The following is an 18,019-nucleotide window of genomic DNA, read 5'->3' on the forward strand; positions in this document are numbered from 1 at the left end:
CAAGATTTCCCGGAAGCGGTTCTTCTATCGAGCCTGGCTGGCTGTCAAACCGCTGCTGGCTCCGAAGACGCGTCGGACGCGCTCGACGCGAGCTCCTCGCGCGGCGCGAGCGGCCGCGCCGCGACGATGCGTCCGCGCATCCACAGACCGCCGTCCGGATCGCGCAGCACCTCGCCGACGCGCGCCGGGTGGTGAATTTCGAGCTCGACGGGCTCCTCGCGCGCGAGCAGCTCCTCGTCGACCGGGTTCATGCCGCCGAGACGCTCGGCGACGAGGTGCGCCGGATACGAGAAGCGACGGCGGATGGTGCGCGTCGGTCCGACGCGCGGGCACAGCGCCTCGTCGAGCTCGAGCAGCTTCATCGCCTGCCCGACGAGATCGCCGCGTCCTGCGTCGACGAACCACTTCGCGGTCGCTGCGCGGATCACGCGGTAGGCGCGCTCGCGGTTCGACAGCAGATCGATGTAGAGGTCGGCGCGGCTCTCGTACGCCGCCATGCGATCGACCTCGCCGTTCGCATCGAGGCTGAAGCCGAGCTCGCACAACAGCTCGCGCAGCACCGCACGCAGCAGCCCCGTCGTCGACACGCCACCGGCGAACGCCGTGAAGCGCGCGGTGATCGGCATCATCTGCCCGCGCGCGAGCATGATGTACGCCGTGATCAGGAAGTAGCCCTCGCAGCCCTCGTCCACCGTGAAGGTGTGGCAGCCGACGACATACTCGCCCTTGGCCTTGCCGTAGCCCGCGACCGGCAGCGTCTTGAGCTGGTATTCCTCGCGGCGCTCGTAGAACTCGGTGCCGGGCAGCAGCGTGTAGCCGAAGATGTTGACGTTCGGGAAGATCGTCAGCAGGTGGTCGAGGTTCGCCTCGAACTCCTGCAGCGTGTCGCCGGGCAAGCCCCAGATCAGCTCGGCGCAGATCGGCACGCCCTCCGCCGCGAGCTCCTTGACGACCGGCTCGTAGTCGTTGGCGCGCATGTTGGTGCGGTGGCTGAGCTCGAGCGCGCGCGGCGTCAGCGTCTGCAGCGCGAAGTTGTAGTGCGGCAGAAGGCCGTTGGCGTGCATCAGGCGCACGATCTCGCGCACGCGCGCGTTGTGGTTCTTCGACCAGGAGGTCGCGAAGGTCTGCGGCAGCCCCGTGCGCTGACGCAGCTCGACGATCATCTTGGCCTTCTCGAGGTCTTCGCGCAGCGCGCCGAAGTTCGAGTCGCAGAGCCAGATGTCCTGGATGCCGCCCGCGACCATGCGCTCGAGGTCGCTGCGGATGCGCGGCAGCGAGAACTGGAACATCTTGGTGCCGATCGCGCCCGTGCCCCACTCGCAGAACGAGCAGCGGTACGGACAGCCGCGGCTGGTCTCGTAGGCGACGTGCGCGTAGAGCGGCTTGCCGTCCTCGTCGCGGAGCTGGATCACGTCGAGCGCGCTCGGCAGCTCGTCGAGGCACGTCGTGCGCGGCCGATCCGGGGTGCGGCGCGGCTTGCCGTCCGCGTCGAGGAACGCGCAGCCCGCGATGCTCGGCCACGCTTCGCGTCCCGGTGCGTCGAGGATCTCGGTGAACGTCTTCTCGCCCTCGCCGAGCACGATGAGATCGATGCCGTCCTCGAACAGGAAGTCCTCGGCGCGCTGCACGTGCGGTCCGCCGGCGACCACCAGCGTCTGCGGCGCGTCTTGCTTGACGCGGCGGGCGAGGGTCAGGAACTCGGCGACGTTCCACGTGTAGCAGCTGAGCCCGATCACCGGCTCGACGCCCGCCTCGAGCGCCTCGCGCACCCGCGGCAGGACGCGCTGCGGCCACTCGGTGTCGAGCCAGCGCGGCACGTCGGTCGCGTCGCGGAAGTGCACGAGCTCGACGTCGGTGTGGGCGGCCGTGGCGCCGTGCGCTCGGAAGTAGGCCTTGAGCCCGCCGGTGGTCATCGGCGGCCCGAAGAACTGCTCGGTGTCGAGGCTGAAGAGGTAGACGGGACGGCGCATGGAGGTCGGGCGTGCCATGCGAGGGGCCGAGCCGCAACCGCGCGGGGCGATTTTGCCCGACGAGTCGGCGTCTCGTCCGGGGCGGCCGGCCGCGCGGCGACGCAAGGCTCCGCGCCGCCGACGCGGCGGCCGCCGCTCAGGGCACCGGCGGCAGGAAGGCGCGGTCCGCCGCGAGCTCCTCGACCAGCCACGGCCCGAGGCCGACCCGCAGCGCGGCCTCGATCCGGTCGCTCCGCCAGTGCAGACGCTTGGTCGAGAACAGCGGATCGGGATCCGACTGCCACTCGCGGAACGCTTCCAGCGCCTCGTGGGTGGCGCGCTGGACGCTGCCGCGCTCGCGCATCCGCCCGAGCCAGGCGGCGAGGCGCGGGTGCTTCGCCCCGTCGATGCCGTCGCCGACGAGCTCGGCCATGATCAGGTGCGGGACGACCGCGATGTCGGCCCGGGTCAGCGTCGCGCCGGCGAGGTATTCGTTGGCCCCGAGCTCGTGCTCGAGCTGCGCGTGGCAGCGCTGCAGGACCTCGCTGGCCGTGCGCGCCGCCTCGGGGTGGCTCTGCACGAGGTCGGGGCGGAACGCCTTCATCACCCCGAGGACGAGCACCGCGCCGTCGAGCGGTCCGTCGGCGAACTTCTCGAGCAGCCGGACGCGTGCGCGCGCCGCCGGATCGTCGGGCAGCAGCGACGGCGGGATGCGGTCGTCGAGGTACTCGCAGATCACCGCCGAGTCGTAGAGCACGGCGTCGCCGTCGCACAGCGCGGGCACCTCGCCGCGCGGGTTGATCTCGAGCAGCCGCTCGCGATCGGCGTGCGTGCGGATCTCGTGCTTGTCGAACTTGATGCCCTTCTCGTAGAGCGCGAGCCGCACCTTGAACGCGTACGGGCTCATGATGTTGTCGAACAGCTCCATGTCGGCTCCTTCTGATTGACCCCGTGCTCGGGCGCTGACGTGTCCGCCGGAGTGCTCGCAGCGAGCTTCGTGCCGCGTCGGTGGGCCGCGTCGTCTCGTGTGCGGCGACGCTCGTCGCGTGCCGCACCTGCTGCAGCCTTGCAACGCGCGTGGCGGTGAAGCAACGGGCGCGCGCGCACGCCGCGCGAGAGCCGTCCGTGCGGTGTCGCGGCGCTTGCGCGTGGTCGCGCGCTCGCGCCGCGTGGCCCCGCGCTTGCTGCGTCAAGCGACGGAAGAAGGAGCGTCTCGTGGAAGCGTTGATGGAACTCTCGTGGCGCCTCTATCCGGCGACGGTGCTCGGCTGCGTCGGCGCCGTGCTCGTCGTGCGCGGCTGGCGCACGTTCCTCCGCGTGCGGACGCAGGGCCGCGACCCCGAGCGCGCGCTGCGGGTCGCGCGCGCCCTGCGCGTCGTCATCCTCGGGATCTGCGTGACGACCTTCGCCGCGGCGTGGCTCGCGCAGCTCGGCTGGCTCGCGGGGCTCGCGCTGATCGTGGTCGGCGAGGAGATGCTCGAGACGAGCTTGATGGTCGCGACGCTCGAGGACGGACGCCGGCGCGAGCTGCGTCGGCAGGCGATCGCGACGTGAGCCGTCGATCCGCAGCGCGGGCGCTGCACGCGTCCGCGCCACGCATCGCGGCTGCGCGTCTTGCGGTGGCTGTGGGGATCGTCGAGGATCGAAGGACATGCCCGACGCATCGTTCGACGTCCTCGTCATCGGCGGCGGCCCGGGCGGCTACGTCGCGGCGATCCGCGCCTCCCAGCTCGGCTTCGCGACCGCGGTCGTCGAGCGCGAGCACCTGGGCGGCATCTGCCTCAACTGGGGCTGCATCCCGACCAAGGCGCTGCTGCGCGCCGCCGAGATCGCGCACGTGCTGCGCGATCAGGCGAAGGACTTCGGCTTCGACGTCCCGAGCTGGAAGCTCGACATGAAGCGCGTCGTCGCGCGCTCGAGACGCGTCGCGGACCGCCTGTCGCGCGGTGTCGCGGGGCTCATGAAGAAGCACAAGATCCGCGTCTACGACGGCAGCGGCGCGCTCGCCGCGCCGGGTCTGGTGCGGGTCGCGAAGCCCGGCGAGCGCGACTTCGAGCTCGGCGCGCGCCACGTCATCCTCGCGACCGGCGCGCGCCCGCGCACGCTGCCCGGCCTCGAGCCCGACGGCAAGCGCATCTGGACCTACAAGGAAGCGATCGTCCCGGAGGATCTGCCGGCGTCGCTGCTGGTCGTCGGCTCGGGCGCGATCGGGATCGAGCTCGCGAGCTTCTATCGCCAGCTCGGCTCCGAGGTGACGGTGGTCGAGGTGCTGCCGCGCATCCTGCCCGCGGAGGACGAGGAGATCTCGACGCTCGCGCGCCGCATCTTCGAGAAGCAGGGCATGAAGATCCACACCGGCGCGAAGGTCGGACCGCTCGACGCCTCCGGTGACGGCGTCTCGGCGGAGATCACGCTCTCCGACGGCAAGACGACGCGCGTGAGCGCGGACCGTGCGATCCTCGCCATCGGCATCACCGGCAACGTCGAGAACATCGGCCTCGAGGGCACCGGCATCGTGGTCGACAAGGGGCACGTCGTCGTCGACCAGTGGCTGCAGACCGGCGAGCCCGGGATCTACGCGATCGGCGACCTGGTCGGTCCGCCGTGGCTCGCGCACAAGGCGATGCACGAGGGCGTGATCTGCGTCGAGCACATCGCGGGCGAGCCCGTCGAGCCGCTCGACACGACGCTGATCCCGGGTTGCACGTACAGCTTGCCGCAGATCGCGAGCGTCGGCCTCACCGAGGCGGCGGCGCGCGCGGAAGGTCGAGAGATACGGGTCGGACGCTTCCCGTGGCTCGGCAACGGCAAGGCGATCGCGCTCGGCGAGACCGAGGGCATCGTCAAGACAATCTTCGACGCGCGAACCGGCGAGCTGCTCGGCGCGCACATGCTCGGCCCGGAGGTGACGGAGCTCATCCAGGGCTACGTCGTCGCGCGCGGTCTCGAGACCACCGAGCACGAGCTCATCCGGACGATCTTCGCGCACCCGACGCTGTCCGAGGCGATGCACGAGTCGGTGCTCGCGGCGTACGGGCGCGTGCTGCACGTCTGAGCGGCGCGCGCGGCGTTTCCCGCCACGCTCCAGTTTTCCCGCCCGGCGGCCGATAGCCATCGAGAGATGGGGTCGGTGTCGCCATGGGAAGCATGAGCGCGAGCCCGCAGGGCGGGACGGAGACGGCGGCGAAGCCGAGCGCCAAGTTGCTCATCATCGATGACGACCCGGTCATCACCTTCCTGCTGCGCAGCGTCCTCGAGCGCGCCGGCTACGAGTGCCTGGTGGCGCCGGACGGCGACAGCGCATGGCAAGTGCTGTCCCCCGACGTCTCGCTCGTCCTGCTCGACATCATGATGCCGGGGCAGAACGGGCCCGAGATCCTGCGCCGCATGCGGCTCGATCCGATGCTCGCCGACATCCCGGTGATCTTCGTCACCGGACGCTCGGACGCGGCGACCCGCATCCAGTGCCTGGCGATGGGTGCCGCGGGCTTCGTCGTGAAGCCGTTCCACGCGCGCGACGTGCTGAACCAGGTGCGGCTCGCGCTCGAGCGTCCCGAGGTCGACGACGCGGCGGACGACGACGCGACCGATCCGCTCGAGACCGCGCTCGAGGCCGAGCTCGCTCCCGCATCGGGTCTCAACGGCGATCTCACGCCGAGCGACCTCGAGAGCATGCCGGTGTCGCAGCTGCTGCGGAGCTTGCTCGCCGAGCGGCGCGCGACGCGGCGCTCGCTCGCGAGCCACCGCCGCCTGGTCTCGGCGCTCTTCCGCCTCCACCAGGCGATGAGCGAGGGCGAGAACCCGCGCGAGCTCGCGCAGTCGATCGTGGCGCTCGCGCAGAAGGCGCTCCGTGCGCGGTGCGCCGAGCTGTGGGTACCGGAGGACGGTCACCTCGTGCGCCTCGCGGCGCTGCCCGCAGAGGGCCACCGCGGAGACGGCTTCGCGCTCGACGGCGCGGAGCCACCGGCGCGCGCCTGGCGCGAGTGGCTGACCATCGAGAGCACGCCCGACAACGGCGAGGAGATCGAGCTGCACTTCCCGCTCACCGTCGGCACCGATCGCATCGGCGTGCTGTCGATGTGCTTCACCGCCGCGGACCGGCCGTCGGAGAGCCTCGCCGGCTTCTTCTGCGCCGAGGTGGCGCTGGCGCTCGACTCGGCGATCCGTCTCGAGCACGCGCGCAGCGAGGCGCTCACCGATCCGCTCACCGGCGTCTACAACCGCCGCTTCCTCGAGACGCGTCTCGCCGACGAGCTGCGTCGCGCGCGCGAGATCGGCACCTCGACGAGCGTGCTGTTCATCGACATCGACCGCTTCAAGTGGTTCAACGACACCTTCGGGCACGAGGTCGGCGATCGCCTGCTGCGCTCGGCGGCGGAGGCGCTCGCGGCCCAGCTGCGCAGCGTCGACGTGGTCGCGCGCTTCGGCGGCGACGAGTTCGTCGTCATCCTGCCGGACACCGACCGCGCCGGCTCGGCGGTGGTCGCGGCGCGCTTGCAGGACGCGCTGCTGCGCATCGCGAACGACGCGCTGCCGCCGGGCAACGAGCTCACCGTGACGATCGGCGGCGCGACCTCGCCCGAGGACGGCGTACGTCCCGCCGAGCTGCTCGCGCGCGCGGACTCCGCGATGCTGCGCGGCAAGCGCGCCGGCCGCAATCGCATCGAGATCTTCGGACGCAGCGCGAAGCCCGCGTCCGACACGAAGAGCCGTCGGCGCGAGGAGAGCATCGTGCTGCGGACGCTGATGGCGGCGCTGCACGTGCGCGACCCCGACACCGCGCGGCACTCGCTGGCGGTCGGCGCGCTGGCGACGCGCATCGCGCGCAAGCTGGGCTGCGACGCCGAGCAGGTCCGCCTCGCCGGACAGACGGGGCTCTTGCACGACATCGGCAAGCTGCACACGCCGATCAACATCCTGCTCAAGCCAGGCCCGCTCGACGAGGCGGAGCGTGCGCTCATGAACCTGCACGCGGAGATGGGCGCCGAGCTGATCGCGAGCCTGCCAGCGCTGCGTCACCTCGCGCCGGCGGTGCGCGCGTCGCAGGAGTTCTTCGACGGCAACGGCTATCCAGACGGGATCGCCGGCGACGCGATCCCGCTCGCGGCGCGGATCGTCGCCGTCGCCGACGCGTACCACGCGATGCGCAGCAACCGGCCGTACCGCGCCGCGATCACGCACGAGGAGGCGGTCCAGGAGCTGCGCCAGTGCGCCGGGACGCAGTTCGACCCGGTGGTCGTCGAGGCGCTGCTCGGCCTGCTCGAGAAGGACGAAGCCGCGCGCCTGCAGGCGTCGCTCTTGGCCGCGACCACGGACGGCGACACGGCGACGCAGCCGGCGTGAAGGCGACTCGGCCGGCGTGATCGCGCTCGGCCCGCGTGACGGCGGCTCAGCCGACGTGACGCCGGCTCACCCCGCCGCCGGCTGCCGCTGCTTCGCGAGCTCCTCCTCGACGAGCGCGCGCAGCTTCGCGGTGTCCGGTCCGATGACCCGCCGTCCGTTCACGAAATAGGTCGGCGTGCCGCCGACTTTGTTCTTGCGCGCGATCTTCTTGTCCCAGGCGACGGACCGGCTCGCCTGCGGCGCGGCGCGATCGCGATCGAAGCGCTCCATGTCGAGCCCGAGCTGCTCCGCATAGCTGCGCAGGGTCTCCTCCGGAATGGTCGTCGTGTCGCCGGCGTAGATCAGCTCGTACATCTCCCAGAACTTGCCCTGCTGGTGCGCTGCCCAGGCAGCGGTCGCAGCGCCCCACGCGTCGGCGTGGAAGCCGAGCGGGTAGTGCTTGAAGACGAAGCGCACCTGGTCGGGGAACGCGGCGACGAGCTCCTTCGGAAAGGCGGCGACGGACTTGCAGTACGGGCACTGGAAGTCGGCGAACTCGACCACGGTGACGGGCGCGTTCTCGTTGCCGAGCGTCGGCGACGCTCCGATCGGGATGTCGGCCGCGTCGTCCTGCTTCGTGTCCTGCGCGGCGGCTTGCGCAGCGCCCTGCGGAGCGGCTTTCGCGGCGTCTTGCGCCGGCGCGGTCGCGAGCTTGCGACGCGGCGCTTGCCGCGCGGCGGGCGGCTGCGTCGCCTGACGCTTCTCGAGGTCGGCGAGGCGCTGGACGAGCGCTTCCTGAGCGCTGCGCAGCTCGGCGAGCTCGCGGCGAAGCGCCTCGATCTCGTCGCTGGAATCGCCGGAGCAGCCGGCGACCAGCGCGAGCGTGCAGACCAGGAGCAGGGAGCGTGTGCGTGGGAACGAGCGAAGCACGGTGAGCCTCCGTGGAGCGGGAAGTGCGAGAATCGCACACGCGTCCGGAGCCATCAAACCTCGCGGCGGACGCTGCGGAGGCGGGGAGGAGAGCCGGGCGTCGGCTTCGGTGCTCACGCGCGGGCTGCGCGGAGGGGCGCGCCTGAGCGGCGCGCGTCTCAGCGCGTGTCTTGCGGCACGGGGCTCTCGCGGAGCGCGTACAGGCTGATCGTCGGCCCGCGCCCGACCTCGTGCGGCGTGAAGCGCTTCACCAGGCGACCGTTCTTCAGCAGCGTCTCGTAGAACGCGACCTCGCGCGGGTAGCGCCGCCGCTCGCGCAGGTAGCGGCGGTAGATCGCGTCGCTGATCATCACGTAGTCGTAGCCGGCCTTGCGGTAGTCCTCGAGGTCGCCGTCGGCGGCGAGCGAGAAGTGGTAGTCCGCGTGCAGCTGCGTGTCGTGCAGAGGCGCGGTGTAGAGGTCGGCGGCGATCGTGCTGCCGGGCGGCAGGTTGGCCTCGATCCACTCGCGCGCGACGATCCGCGTGCTCGGGATCGCCTGCTGCGCGCTGAAGCGGAAGTAGGCCAGCGCAGGCTGCGCCGAGACGACGACCGTCAGCAGGACGACGAGCGCGACCTCGAGGCGGCGTGCGCTCGGAAGCAGCGCCGCGAGCGCGCGCGCGAGCGCCACCAGCGCGCTCGCGGCGAACGCCGCGAGCAGCGGCACGATCTGCACGAGCCAGCGCTGCCAGTGCAGGCTCGCGGTCGAGATCGCGACGAGGAACGTCACGATCGAGAGCAGCACGAGCACGGCCGCAACGTTGCGCCGCCACGCGGCGAGCGCGGCGCCTGCCGCCGCCGCGACGAGCCAGACGGCGGGCATGCTCGCCGGCAGCGCGTCCGTCAAGTACCAGACGAGGTTGCCCGCAAACCCGAGCCCGTCCGCGCCGAGGTGCTCCTCGCGCATCTCGTGTCCGAGGTTCGCCCACACCGCGTCGAAGTGCAGAACGAAGTACGGCGTGGTGAGCGCGAAGCCGACTCCCACGCAGACGAGGCCGACGACCGTCGCGCCGAGCAGCCGACGCTGCTCCTCGCGCCGTCCGCGCAGGCGTGCGAGCAGCACGACGTCGGCGCACAGCAGCACCGGAACCAGGGTCGCGAGGAAGTAGCGCGTGCCGATCGCGGCGCCGATCGCGAGCCCGGCGAGCGCGTGCGCGACGCGATCCGGACGGTCGAGCACGCGCAGCACGAGCCACAGGGCGAGCAGACCGAAGAACACGCCCGCGGAGTCGGTGCGCATCATCTGCGCGAGCTCGAGCGCGAGCGGCGAGAGCAGCGCGAGCCAGGTCGCGACCACCGCGGTCGTCGCGTCGAACGTCCGGCTCGCGACCGCGTAGAGCAGCGGCAGCGACGCGACCGCGTAGAACACCGAGATCAGCCGTCCGAGCAGGAAGTACTTGCCCGGGTTGCCGCCGACGCGCGCGGCGAGCCCGGGGTCGACCTGCAGCAGCGGCAGACCTGCCTCGAGCGCGTTGCCGACGTGGAAGAGCAGCGCGAGCGGGTAGAGCAGCGTCGAGCCCGGGTGTCCGAACCAGTGTGGGTTCGGGTCGCCTTGGGTCGCCATGCGGATCGCGATCACGGCGAAGCGCCCCTCGTCGCTGGCGTAGGCCCAGGGCAGGTCGCCGCGGATGCCCCACAGGTGGCTCCACAGCGCGAGCACGACGATCGCGGCGAGGATCAGCCGCGGGACGGTTTCGCTACCGGTGGCGCCGCCCAATCGAGACGATCTTCGCCGACGTCGGCACGGCGATGGGGGGCTCGGGGAGCGCGTTCGGCGGCACCTCGGCCTCGGTCGTGGCGGGCTCGGTCTTGCGCCCGGTGCGCGAGCGCGCGCGCTCCTCGGCGCGACGTCGCAGCGCGATCGTGCGCTTCGCGTCGCGGTAGCCGGCCTCCATCAGGTTGCGGTTCTTGCGCGGGTAGGCCTGGAAGACGGCGAGCGGGCCGAAGCCGCTCCACTGCTCGCCCGGCTCGATCACGGTGACCGGCACGCCGTTCACCTTGCCGTCGACGATCGGCGCGTAGATGTAGCCCATGTTGCCGATCGTGCGCCAAAGCACGTCGGCGACGCGCCACGCGAAGTCGTAGAACGAGTGGAAGCGCGCCTTGTACGGCAGCTCGCTCGCGATCGGCGCGAGCACGTAGATCTCGCTCGGCTTGAGCGACAGCGCGTAGTCGAGCGGCACGTTCCACGCGAAGCCGCCGTCCGCGTACCACTCGCCGCGGAAGCGCACCGGCGGGAACAGGAACGGGATCGCGTAGCCCGCGCGCATCACCGTGCGCAGCTCGCGCCAGTCCGCGCAGTCGTCCTTGCCGTGCATCTCGCCGAGCCCGCGCGACAGGTTCAGCAAGATGAACTCGAGGCCCAGGTGCGAGTCGAAGATCTTCGGGAAGTCGACGTGCTCCTCGATCGCGCGCTGCAGGCGGTCGGCGGAGAACAGCGAGTGGCCGAAGACCGGGTTGTGGCGCAGGCTCGGCGTCACGATCAGCGGCAGGGAGCGGAAGGTGCTCCACGCCTCCTCGAGCGCCGGCACGCCGCCGGTCGCGTAGACCGACGCGTTGATCACGCCGATCGAGCTCGCGACGATCACGTCGGGCTTGATGCCCTGCTCCTCGAGGTACTTGAGCGCGCCGACCTGATGCGCGCCGAGCGCGGCTCCGCCGCCGAGGATGAAAACTCGCTTGCGTCTCGCCATCAGAAGAAGATGCTCCTCCGCCTGCGGAGCCCGGCCTCGATCATCGAGCGGATGCGCGCCTTCACCTGCTCGACCTTGGCGCCGATCACCTGGTCCTCGTCGTTCGGGTTGCCGCGGAACTCCATCGGCTCGCCGAAGTAGATGTGGTAGCGCACCGGGAACGGGAACGGCGTGATCACCAGCGGGAACGCCGGCATGCCGAGCAGCCGCGCGAGCGGCTTGAAGTTGCCGAACGACGGCGCCTGCTCCTCCGAGCCCACCACCGCGACCGGCACGATCGGCGTGTTGGTCTGCAGCGCGAGCCGCATGAACCCGTAGCCGAACTCCTTGAGCTTGTAGCGCTCGCTGAAGCTCTTGTTCATGCCGCGCACGCCTTCCGGGAAGGCCATCACCGCCTCGCCGTGCTCGAGCAGGTCGATCGCGTTCTTCGGCGTCCCGACGACGCTGCCGACGCGCACCATCAGGACGTTGAACAGCGGCAGCGTCGGCAGCCAGTACTCGCCCATCGCGCGCAGGATGCGCGGCGGCTCGCCTTCGAGCACCGCGGCGGTGCCGATCATCGCACCGTCGATCGCGATCTGTCCGGCGTGGTTGCCGATCACCAGCACGCGACCTTCCGGCAGGTTCTCGATGCCGTACGTCTGGACGCGGAAGTAGTAGCGGTAGAACAGCGCGCTCACGAACAGCGCGCGCCGCGCGACGTCCGTGTTGAAGCCCCACGGATCGTAGCCGTAGGAGTTCAAGTCCATCGGGGCGCGCGCGATCTTCTCGCGCACCTCCTCTTCGAGCTCGCGCAGGACGCGCGGCGCGAGGCCGTCGAACGTGCCGGCGGCGAGCCCCGAGAGCGCGTCGCCGAGGACGTCGAGCAGCGACGTCTCGCGCTCGGGCTCGTCGAGCCGTCCGATCGCGGGCACGGGCTCGGGGACCGGCACGGGCTCCGGACGCCGGCGTGCGATCGGCACGGTGCGCGGACGCCTGCGCGGCACCGTCGTCGCGCCGTTGCGCTGGTTCTTTCTCGACTCGCTCCCGGGCTTTGCCACGTGCTCGCTTCCTTCGCTGCTCGTCCGCGTCACCGCCGGACGCTGCGCAGCGTCTCCTCCAGGCTGAACAACGGCTTGAAGCCGGTCGCCTTGCGGAAGCGCCGGCCGTCGATGGTGCACGGGTACTTCGCGAAGTCGATCGCGTCGGCCGGCAACGGGTAGAGACCGTAGCGGAAGAGACGCGACACCGCCGCACGCGCGACGGGCTCGAGCAGCGGCACCGGCGTGCCGCCGGTCTCACGGATCGCGCACTTGAGCGGCACGGCGCCCGGACCGGTCACGTTGAAGACGCCGCGGACGCCGGTCTCGAGCGTGACCGCGATCGCCTCCGCGAGGTCCTCTTCGTGGATGAACTGCATCATCGGGTTGAAGCCGAACACGGTCGGGACGTAGCGCAGCTTGAGATACGCGCCGATCGTGCTGTGCACGTAGTAGCCGAGCGTGCTCACCGGACGCAGGATGGCGGTCGCGATCTCCGGGTAGCGCCAGAGGAACGTGGTGGCGAGCGTGTCGACCTCGGCGAGGTCGCGGATCTCGGGATAGTGCCGGCTGACGTTCAGCGCGGTGTCCTCGTCCATGTAGAACGCGTTCTCGGGCAGCGCGCCGTAGACGTACGAGCTCGACAGCACGACGACCTTCTTGACGCCGTAGGTCGCGCAGTACTCGAGCAGACGCTTGGTGCCGACGACGTTGACGTCGTGCCGGAGCTCCGGGTCGAAGCGGTGGCGCACGAAGCCCAAATGGACGACCGCGCTCGGACGCTCGCGGCGGAAGATGTCCTCGACCTTCTTGCTGCGCAGGTCGGCCTGGTGGAAGGTCACGTTGCGCGAGTGACCCTCCCAGCGCGCGCTGTCGACGCCGCTGATCTCGTACTCGCCGGCGAGACGTTTGGCGACCAACCGTCCCTGGCCACCCGCGATGCCGGTGATGAGCAGGCGCTCCATGCGTGGTCCAAGCTCGCTACTTCACGCGCATTCGGCTCGCAACAGCGTTCGCGCTACTCCGCCGGCGCCGGCACCGCGACCGCGGCCCGCTGCACGTCCTCGTAGCGCACCTTCGAAAGATCGAACGACTCGATGTTTTCTTTAAGTTTCGTGAACGTCTGCTGGAACGACGGCAGCGTCTTGCGGGCGCGCGTCAGCGGCGTGGTGCGGGCGAGGAGGAAGTTCTTGACGTAGGGGTGGTTGATGCCGCGCTTCTTGAGCTTCGCGACCGCGGCGCCGAGCGCCTCGTCGGCCTCGCGGACGAGCTCGGCGCGCTCCTGCCGCTGCGGCAGCGTCTTGGCGAAGTTGCCGGGGAGGAACTTGTCGACCCGCTTCAGGATCGGCGCGAACGCGCCGCCCGCGAAGCGCTTGTTCTCCTCGTAGAGCAGGCCGAGCGTGATCAGGTGCGGCGACTCGAACTGGAAGGCGAAGTCCTCCTCGCCGGCCTGCGGCGCTTCCTCGGCGAGGACGCGGTACATGCGGATCACCTCGAGCGACTTCTCCTTCAGGTTGTGCGCCTTCTCGGTGTTGAGCGCGAGGATCTGGAAGGAGACCTCCGCGTCGGGCACCAGCACCGCGGGGATGGTCGTGCGCTTGAGCTTGACGAGCGCCATGCGTCGATGGTTGCCGTTCGGCGTCCAGTAGACGCCGGGACGCGGGCTCGTGACCAGCACCGGATCGACGAAGCGGTCGAGCTTCTTGACGACCTCCTGCAGGCGCTTCGCGTGCGTCGGGCTCAGATCGCGCTGGTAGGGCGTCGCCTCGACCTTGTCGAGCGGCAGGATGCAGAAGATCTGCCAGTGCTTGCCGACCGGCTCCTGGTAGATCGCGAGCACGTGCCCGCCGTCGCTCTCGACCTGGGCGGCGAGGTCGAGGACGTTCTGCGGCGGCTTGCTGCCCTCCGGGTAGGTCGTCCAGCCGTCGTGCGCCATGGGCTGCGGTTCTACACCAAAGCGCGCGGCGAGCGGTACGCGAGCCTGCGGTGCGACGCGCGCGACGCGTCGCCGGCGGCGACGATCGCTCCTTTCCCCCGCGGGTGGATTCCGGCACCATGCTCCGCACGAGGTCGCGACGAGCCATGCAGCCCCACGAGGTCGCCCCGACGGAGGGCGCGCAGCGCACGCGACGGTCGCCGGTGGTGGCGATCGCCCTCGTGGTCGCGGTGGTCGCGGGGCTCGCGCTGCTGTTCGCGACCCTGCCGATCGCCGAGTGGCTCGCGCGCTTCCAGGGCTGGGTGCGCGGCCTCGGGCCGTCGGGCTACGTGCTGTACGCGCTGGTCTATGCGGCCTGCGTCGTGCTCTTCGTCCCGGCGTCGATCCTGACCCTCGGGGCGGGCGCGATCTACGGCGTCGCGGTCGGCGTCGGCGTCGTGCTGGTCGGCGCGTCGCTCGGCGCGACGCTCGCCTTCCTGCTCGCGCGCACGCTGCTGCGCGACCGCGTCGAGCAGATGACCCGGGACAACGCGCGCTTCCGCGCGCTCGACCGGGCGATCGCGAAGGAGGGGGCGAAGATCGTCTTCCTCGTCCGTCTCGCGCCGATCTTCCCGTTCACCTACATCAACTACGCCTTTGGCTTGACGGGCGTGCGGACCCCGGCCTACGTGCTCGCGTCGGTGGTCGGGATGATCCCCGGCACCTTCGCGTACGTCTACCTGGGCGCGACCGCCGCGACGGCGGCGGGGGCCGTCGGCGGCGGTGCCGACATGACGCGGACGGTGGTGCAGGTGGTCGGCGCGGTGGCGGCCCTGGTGGTCGTCGTTCTCGTCGCGCGAGTCGCGACGCGCGCCATCAGGACCGCCGGCGTACCGGCCGAACCGTCGTCGTGAGCGTCAGACGCGCTCGATGATGGTGGCGATGCCCATCCCGCCACCGATGCACAGCGTGACGAGACCCGTCGTCTTATCTTGACGCTCGAGCTCGTCGAGGATCGTGCCGATCAGCATGGCGCCGGTCGCGCCGAGCGGGTGGCCGAGCGCGATCGCGCCGCCGTTCACGTTGACCTTGTCCTCGGGGATGTTCAGGTCCCGCATGGTCTTGAGCGGCACCACGGCGAACGCCTCGTTGATCTCGAACAGGTCGATGTCCGAGACCTTCATGCCCGCCTTGCCGAGCGCGCGCTCGGTCGCGGGTCCGGGGGCGGTCAGCATGATGACCGGCTCGGAGCCGACCGTCGCGGTGGTGACGATCTTCGCGCGCGGCTTGAGGCCGTGCGCCTTGACGTAGCGCTCCGAGGCGAGCAGCACCGCGGCCGCGCCGTCGACGATGCCCGACGAGTTGCCGGCGGTGTGCACGTGGTTGAGCGGCTTCGCGTTCGGGTAGCGCTTGTAGACGCGCTCGCCGAGCGTCAGGCCGTCGCCCGGCTCGGGACGGAAGTCCATCGCCGGGGCGAAGGACGGCTTGAGCTGCGCGAGACCCTCGAGCGTCGTCTCCGGCCGCGGGTACTCGTCGCGATCGAGCAGCAGCTTGCCGTCGAGGTCGTGGACGGGGACGAGGCTCTTCTTGAAGCGCCCCTCCGCGACCGCGCGCTGGCACTTCTGCTGGCTCTGCCAGGCGAAGCGGTCGCACTCCTCGCGGCTGATGCCCTCGATGGTCGCGATCAGGTCCGCCGAGATGCCTTGCGGGACGATCGGGTGCATCTCGAGGAGGTGGGTGTTGTTGCCGTCGAGGCCGCCGCGGTCCGAGCCCATCGGGACGCGCGACATCGACTCGACGCCGCCGCCGACCACCAGGTCCTGCATGCCGCTCGCGACGCCCATCGCGGCGAAGTTCACCGCCTGCAGACCCGAGCCGCAGAAGCGGTTCAGCGACACGCCGCTGACCTCGGTCGGCCAGCCGGCGGCGAGCGTCCCCATGCGGCCGATGCAGGCGCCCTGCTCACCGGTCTGCTGCACGACGCCGCAGACGACGTCCTCGACGTCGCGCAGGTCGACGCCGGTGCGCTTGAGCCCGTTCAGGGCCTGCGCCAGCAGCTCCTGCGGGTGCAGGTTGGCGAGCGCACCATCCTTCTTGCCCTTGCCGCGCGGCGTGCGGACGGCATCGATGATGTAGGCGGTTCCCATTGGCGGATCTCCTTCGCTGCTTTCGCGGAGCGGATCGAACCCGCGCACGTTACCGACGTCCCCGACCACCGGCAACCGGCGGCGTCGGGCGTTGACGGCGCGCGGCGTCGCGGTGCATGAGGGAGCCGAGCCCCGCGGCGAGCTCATGCGGTCTTGCAGAACGTCCATCCGCGGTGCGGAGAGCGAGCATGGAACAGGTGCGGTCGTTCTGGAAGCACTGCAGCACGTGCAAGGCGGAGATCCCGTTCGGGGCGCGCTACCAGGCCTGCAACGTCTCGACGTGCAACCGCGGCAACACGGCGCTCGCCTTCTGCTCGGTCGAGTGCTGGGACGCGCACGTGCCGCTGCTACGCCATCGCGACGCGTGGTCGGTCGAGCAGCGGGCGCCGTCGCGCGACGAGTGGCTGCGCGAGCAGGCGCGCGAGCGTGAGGAACGCGAGCGCCGCGAGGCGCGCGCGTCCGCGCCGCAGCCGGCGTCTCCGGCGACGGCGTCTCCAACGACGCCGCAGCCGCTGCGCAGCGCCGACGAGGTGCCGCGCGACATCCTGATCGTCGCCTCCAAGCTCAAGGCGTACATCCGCGCCCGCTCCGGCATGAACACATCGGACGCTGTCATGGAGGTCCTCTCCGACGTGGTGCGCGGCCTGTGCGACCGCGCGATCGAGAAGGCGGCGCAGGCCGGACGCAAGACCGTGCTCGACCGCGACTTCTGAGGAGGAAAGATGCTCAAGCTGCACCATCACCCGCTCTCGACCTTCTCGCGACGCGTCCGCATCGCGCTGATCGAGAAGCGCATCCCGCACGAGCTCGTCGAGGTCGACATGGCGGCGCGCAAGCACCGCGAGCCCGAGTACCTGGCGCTCAATCCGTACGGTCGCGTGCCGACGCTCGAGGAGGACGGCTTCGTGCTCTACGAGTCGACGGCGATCCTCGAGTACCTCGAGATGACGCGTCCCGATCCGCCGCTCGTGCCCGCCGACCCGCGCGGCCGCGCGCTGGTCGCGATGCACATGAAGCTGTGCGACATCCAGCTCGCGCGTCAGACCGGCATCATCATCTTCCCGAAGCGCTTCCTGCCCAAGGAGCGCTGGGACGAGAAGGCGATGGAGCAGGCGAAGAAGGAGATCGAGAAGCACCTCGAGATCCTCGAGCGCCAGCTCGACAAGAAGGAGTACCTGGTCGGCGACCGCTACAGCCTGGTCGAGGTCTGCTACACGCCGTTCGTCGAGTTCTTCCCGCTGATGGAGATCACGCCGCCGCCGGCGGTCGCGGCGTGGACGGAGCGCATGCTCGCGCGCGAGAGCGCGCAGCAGACCAAGCCGGCCATGTGAGGATGAGGGGAGCGCGCGCCGGTGTCACCCGACGCGCGCTCCCCTCAGCGCTTGTCGCCCGTCTGCGTGCGCAGGAGCCGGATCAGGTCCTCGACCTCGCGCACCGCGCCCGGACGCGCGACGATCAGGCGGCCGAGCTCGATGCCGAGCCCGAGCACGAGCAGCGCGTGCGTGTGCGCGAGGCGCTGCGTCGCGCGGGTCGGACGGCGCGGCGCCGCGGCGGTCGTCGCCAGCACCGCCGCGATCTCGTCGATCAGGCGGACGTGGTTCTCGCTGCCGAGCGACGGACCGCCCTCGAGCAGGAGCTTCGCCCGCGCCAGGTCGGCGCGCCAGAAGTCGACCGCGAGGCGCAGCGCGACCTCGGCGCTCTCCGCCATCGGCGTGCCGGGACGCAGCGCCGCGCGCCACGAGGCGATGAGCTCGTGCGCCGCGCGCTGCGCGAGCCGCTCGTAGGCGGCGCGCTTGTCCCGGAAGTGCACGTAGAAGGTGCCGGCCGCGACGTCGGCGGCGCGCGCCATCTCGGCCGTCGTCGCGCCGTCGTAGCCGCGCGCGAGGAACACGCGCAGCGCCGCGTCGAGCAGGCGCTCCTCGGTCTCGCGCTTGCGACGTGCTTGACGACCCTCGGGCGCGGCCTCGCGACGCCGCGCCGCGAGGTCGAGCTTCACGGTCGTCATGC

16 protein-coding genes are annotated in these 18,019 nt (G+C 71.0%); 6 read left to right on the forward strand and 10 right to left on the reverse strand.

The window, feature by feature from the left end; all coding sequences use genetic code 11:
- Positions 1–44: 44 nt before the first annotated feature.
- Positions 45–1,970, reverse strand: coding sequence for a cobalamin-dependent protein (locus VIS07_22375; protein ID HEY8518268.1), 1,926 nt, complete (start codon positions 1,968–1,970; stop codon positions 45–47).
- A gap of 136 nt (positions 1,971–2,106) precedes the next feature.
- Complete coding sequence (locus VIS07_22380; GenBank protein HEY8518269.1) at positions 2,107–2,877, reverse strand: glutathione S-transferase family protein; 771 nt, start codon at positions 2,875–2,877, stop codon at positions 2,107–2,109.
- 299 nt (positions 2,878–3,176) lie between these two features.
- Between VIS07_22380 and VIS07_22385 the strand changes: the two genes are divergently transcribed.
- The 3 genes from VIS07_22385 (at position 3,177) to VIS07_22395 (ending at position 7,292) form a co-directional block, all read left to right on the forward strand.
- The gene (locus tag VIS07_22385; protein HEY8518270.1) at positions 3,177–3,503 is read left to right on the forward strand and encodes a hypothetical protein; all 327 of its coding nucleotides are present in this window, start codon (positions 3,177–3,179) and stop codon (positions 3,501–3,503) included.
- A gap of 97 nt (positions 3,504–3,600) precedes the next feature.
- On the forward strand, positions 3,601–5,004 hold the full coding sequence (lpdA, locus tag VIS07_22390) for a dihydrolipoyl dehydrogenase (GenBank protein HEY8518271.1): 1,404 nt from the start codon (positions 3,601–3,603) through the stop codon (positions 5,002–5,004).
- Between the two features lie 83 nt (positions 5,005–5,087).
- Positions 5,088–7,292 carry a diguanylate cyclase gene (locus VIS07_22395; GenBank protein ID HEY8518272.1) on the forward strand — a complete coding sequence of 735 codons (2,205 nt, stop codon included), beginning with the start codon at positions 5,088–5,090 and terminating at the stop codon, positions 7,290–7,292.
- A gap of 66 nt (positions 7,293–7,358) precedes the next feature.
- On the opposite strand, the gene VIS07_22400 is transcribed toward VIS07_22395, so the two are convergent.
- The 6 genes from VIS07_22400 to VIS07_22425 form a co-directional block, all read right to left on the reverse strand.
- The gene (locus VIS07_22400; GenBank protein HEY8518273.1) at positions 7,359–8,201 is read right to left on the reverse strand and encodes a thioredoxin domain-containing protein; all 843 of its coding nucleotides are present in this window, start codon (positions 8,199–8,201) and stop codon (positions 7,359–7,361) included.
- 158 nt (positions 8,202–8,359) lie between these two features.
- Positions 8,360–9,955: a glycosyltransferase family 39 protein gene (locus VIS07_22405; protein HEY8518274.1), complete on the reverse strand. Its 1,596-nt coding sequence runs from the start codon at positions 9,953–9,955 to the stop codon at positions 8,360–8,362.
- Positions 9,936–10,931 carry a patatin-like phospholipase family protein gene (locus tag VIS07_22410; GenBank protein ID HEY8518275.1) on the reverse strand — a complete coding sequence of 332 codons (996 nt, stop codon included), beginning with the start codon at positions 10,929–10,931 and terminating at the stop codon, positions 9,936–9,938. Before VIS07_22410 ends, VIS07_22405 begins: the two co-directional genes overlap by 20 nt.
- Positions 10,931–11,971, reverse strand: coding sequence for a lysophospholipid acyltransferase family protein (locus VIS07_22415; GenBank protein ID HEY8518276.1), 1,041 nt, complete (start codon positions 11,969–11,971; stop codon positions 10,931–10,933). The genes VIS07_22410 and VIS07_22415 overlap by 1 nt, the downstream gene beginning before the upstream one ends.
- A 29-nt stretch (positions 11,972–12,000) precedes the next feature.
- Positions 12,001–12,915, reverse strand: a complete 915-nt coding sequence (locus VIS07_22420) for an SDR family oxidoreductase (protein ID HEY8518277.1) — start codon at positions 12,913–12,915, stop codon at positions 12,001–12,003.
- Between the two features lie 53 nt (positions 12,916–12,968).
- The gene (locus VIS07_22425; protein HEY8518278.1) at positions 12,969–13,886 is read right to left on the reverse strand and encodes a chromosome partitioning protein ParB; all 918 of its coding nucleotides are present in this window, start codon (positions 13,884–13,886) and stop codon (positions 12,969–12,971) included.
- A gap of 146 nt (positions 13,887–14,032) precedes the next feature.
- Between VIS07_22425 and VIS07_22430 the strand changes: the two genes are divergently transcribed.
- Positions 14,033–14,779: a TVP38/TMEM64 family protein gene (locus VIS07_22430; protein HEY8518279.1), complete on the forward strand. Its 747-nt coding sequence runs from the start codon at positions 14,033–14,035 to the stop codon at positions 14,777–14,779.
- 3 nt (positions 14,780–14,782) lie between these two features.
- On the opposite strand, the gene VIS07_22435 is transcribed toward VIS07_22430, so the two are convergent.
- Positions 14,783–16,012, reverse strand: a complete 1,230-nt coding sequence (locus VIS07_22435) for an acetyl-CoA C-acetyltransferase (protein ID HEY8518280.1) — start codon at positions 16,010–16,012, stop codon at positions 14,783–14,785.
- A 188-nt stretch (positions 16,013–16,200) separates the two neighbouring features.
- On the opposite strand from VIS07_22435, the gene VIS07_22440 reads away from it, so the two are divergent.
- Both VIS07_22440 and VIS07_22445 read left to right on the forward strand, forming a co-directional pair.
- Positions 16,201–16,725: a hypothetical protein gene (locus VIS07_22440; protein HEY8518281.1), complete on the forward strand. Its 525-nt coding sequence runs from the start codon at positions 16,201–16,203 to the stop codon at positions 16,723–16,725.
- Between the two features lie 9 nt (positions 16,726–16,734).
- Positions 16,735–17,343: a glutathione S-transferase family protein gene (locus tag VIS07_22445; protein ID HEY8518282.1), complete on the forward strand. Its 609-nt coding sequence runs from the start codon at positions 16,735–16,737 to the stop codon at positions 17,341–17,343.
- Between the two features lie 44 nt (positions 17,344–17,387).
- Here the strand turns inward: VIS07_22445 and VIS07_22450 are convergent, their stop codons facing one another.
- Positions 17,388–18,017 (reverse strand): helix-turn-helix domain-containing protein, encoded by a 630-nt coding sequence (locus tag VIS07_22450; protein ID HEY8518283.1) that lies wholly within the window; start codon positions 18,015–18,017, stop codon positions 17,388–17,390.
- Positions 18,018–18,019 lie beyond the last annotated feature (2 nt).

The organism is Candidatus Binatia bacterium (genome assembly GCA_036563615.1).
Classification (GTDB): Bacteria; Desulfobacterota; Binatia; order UBA12015; family UBA12015; genus DATCMB01.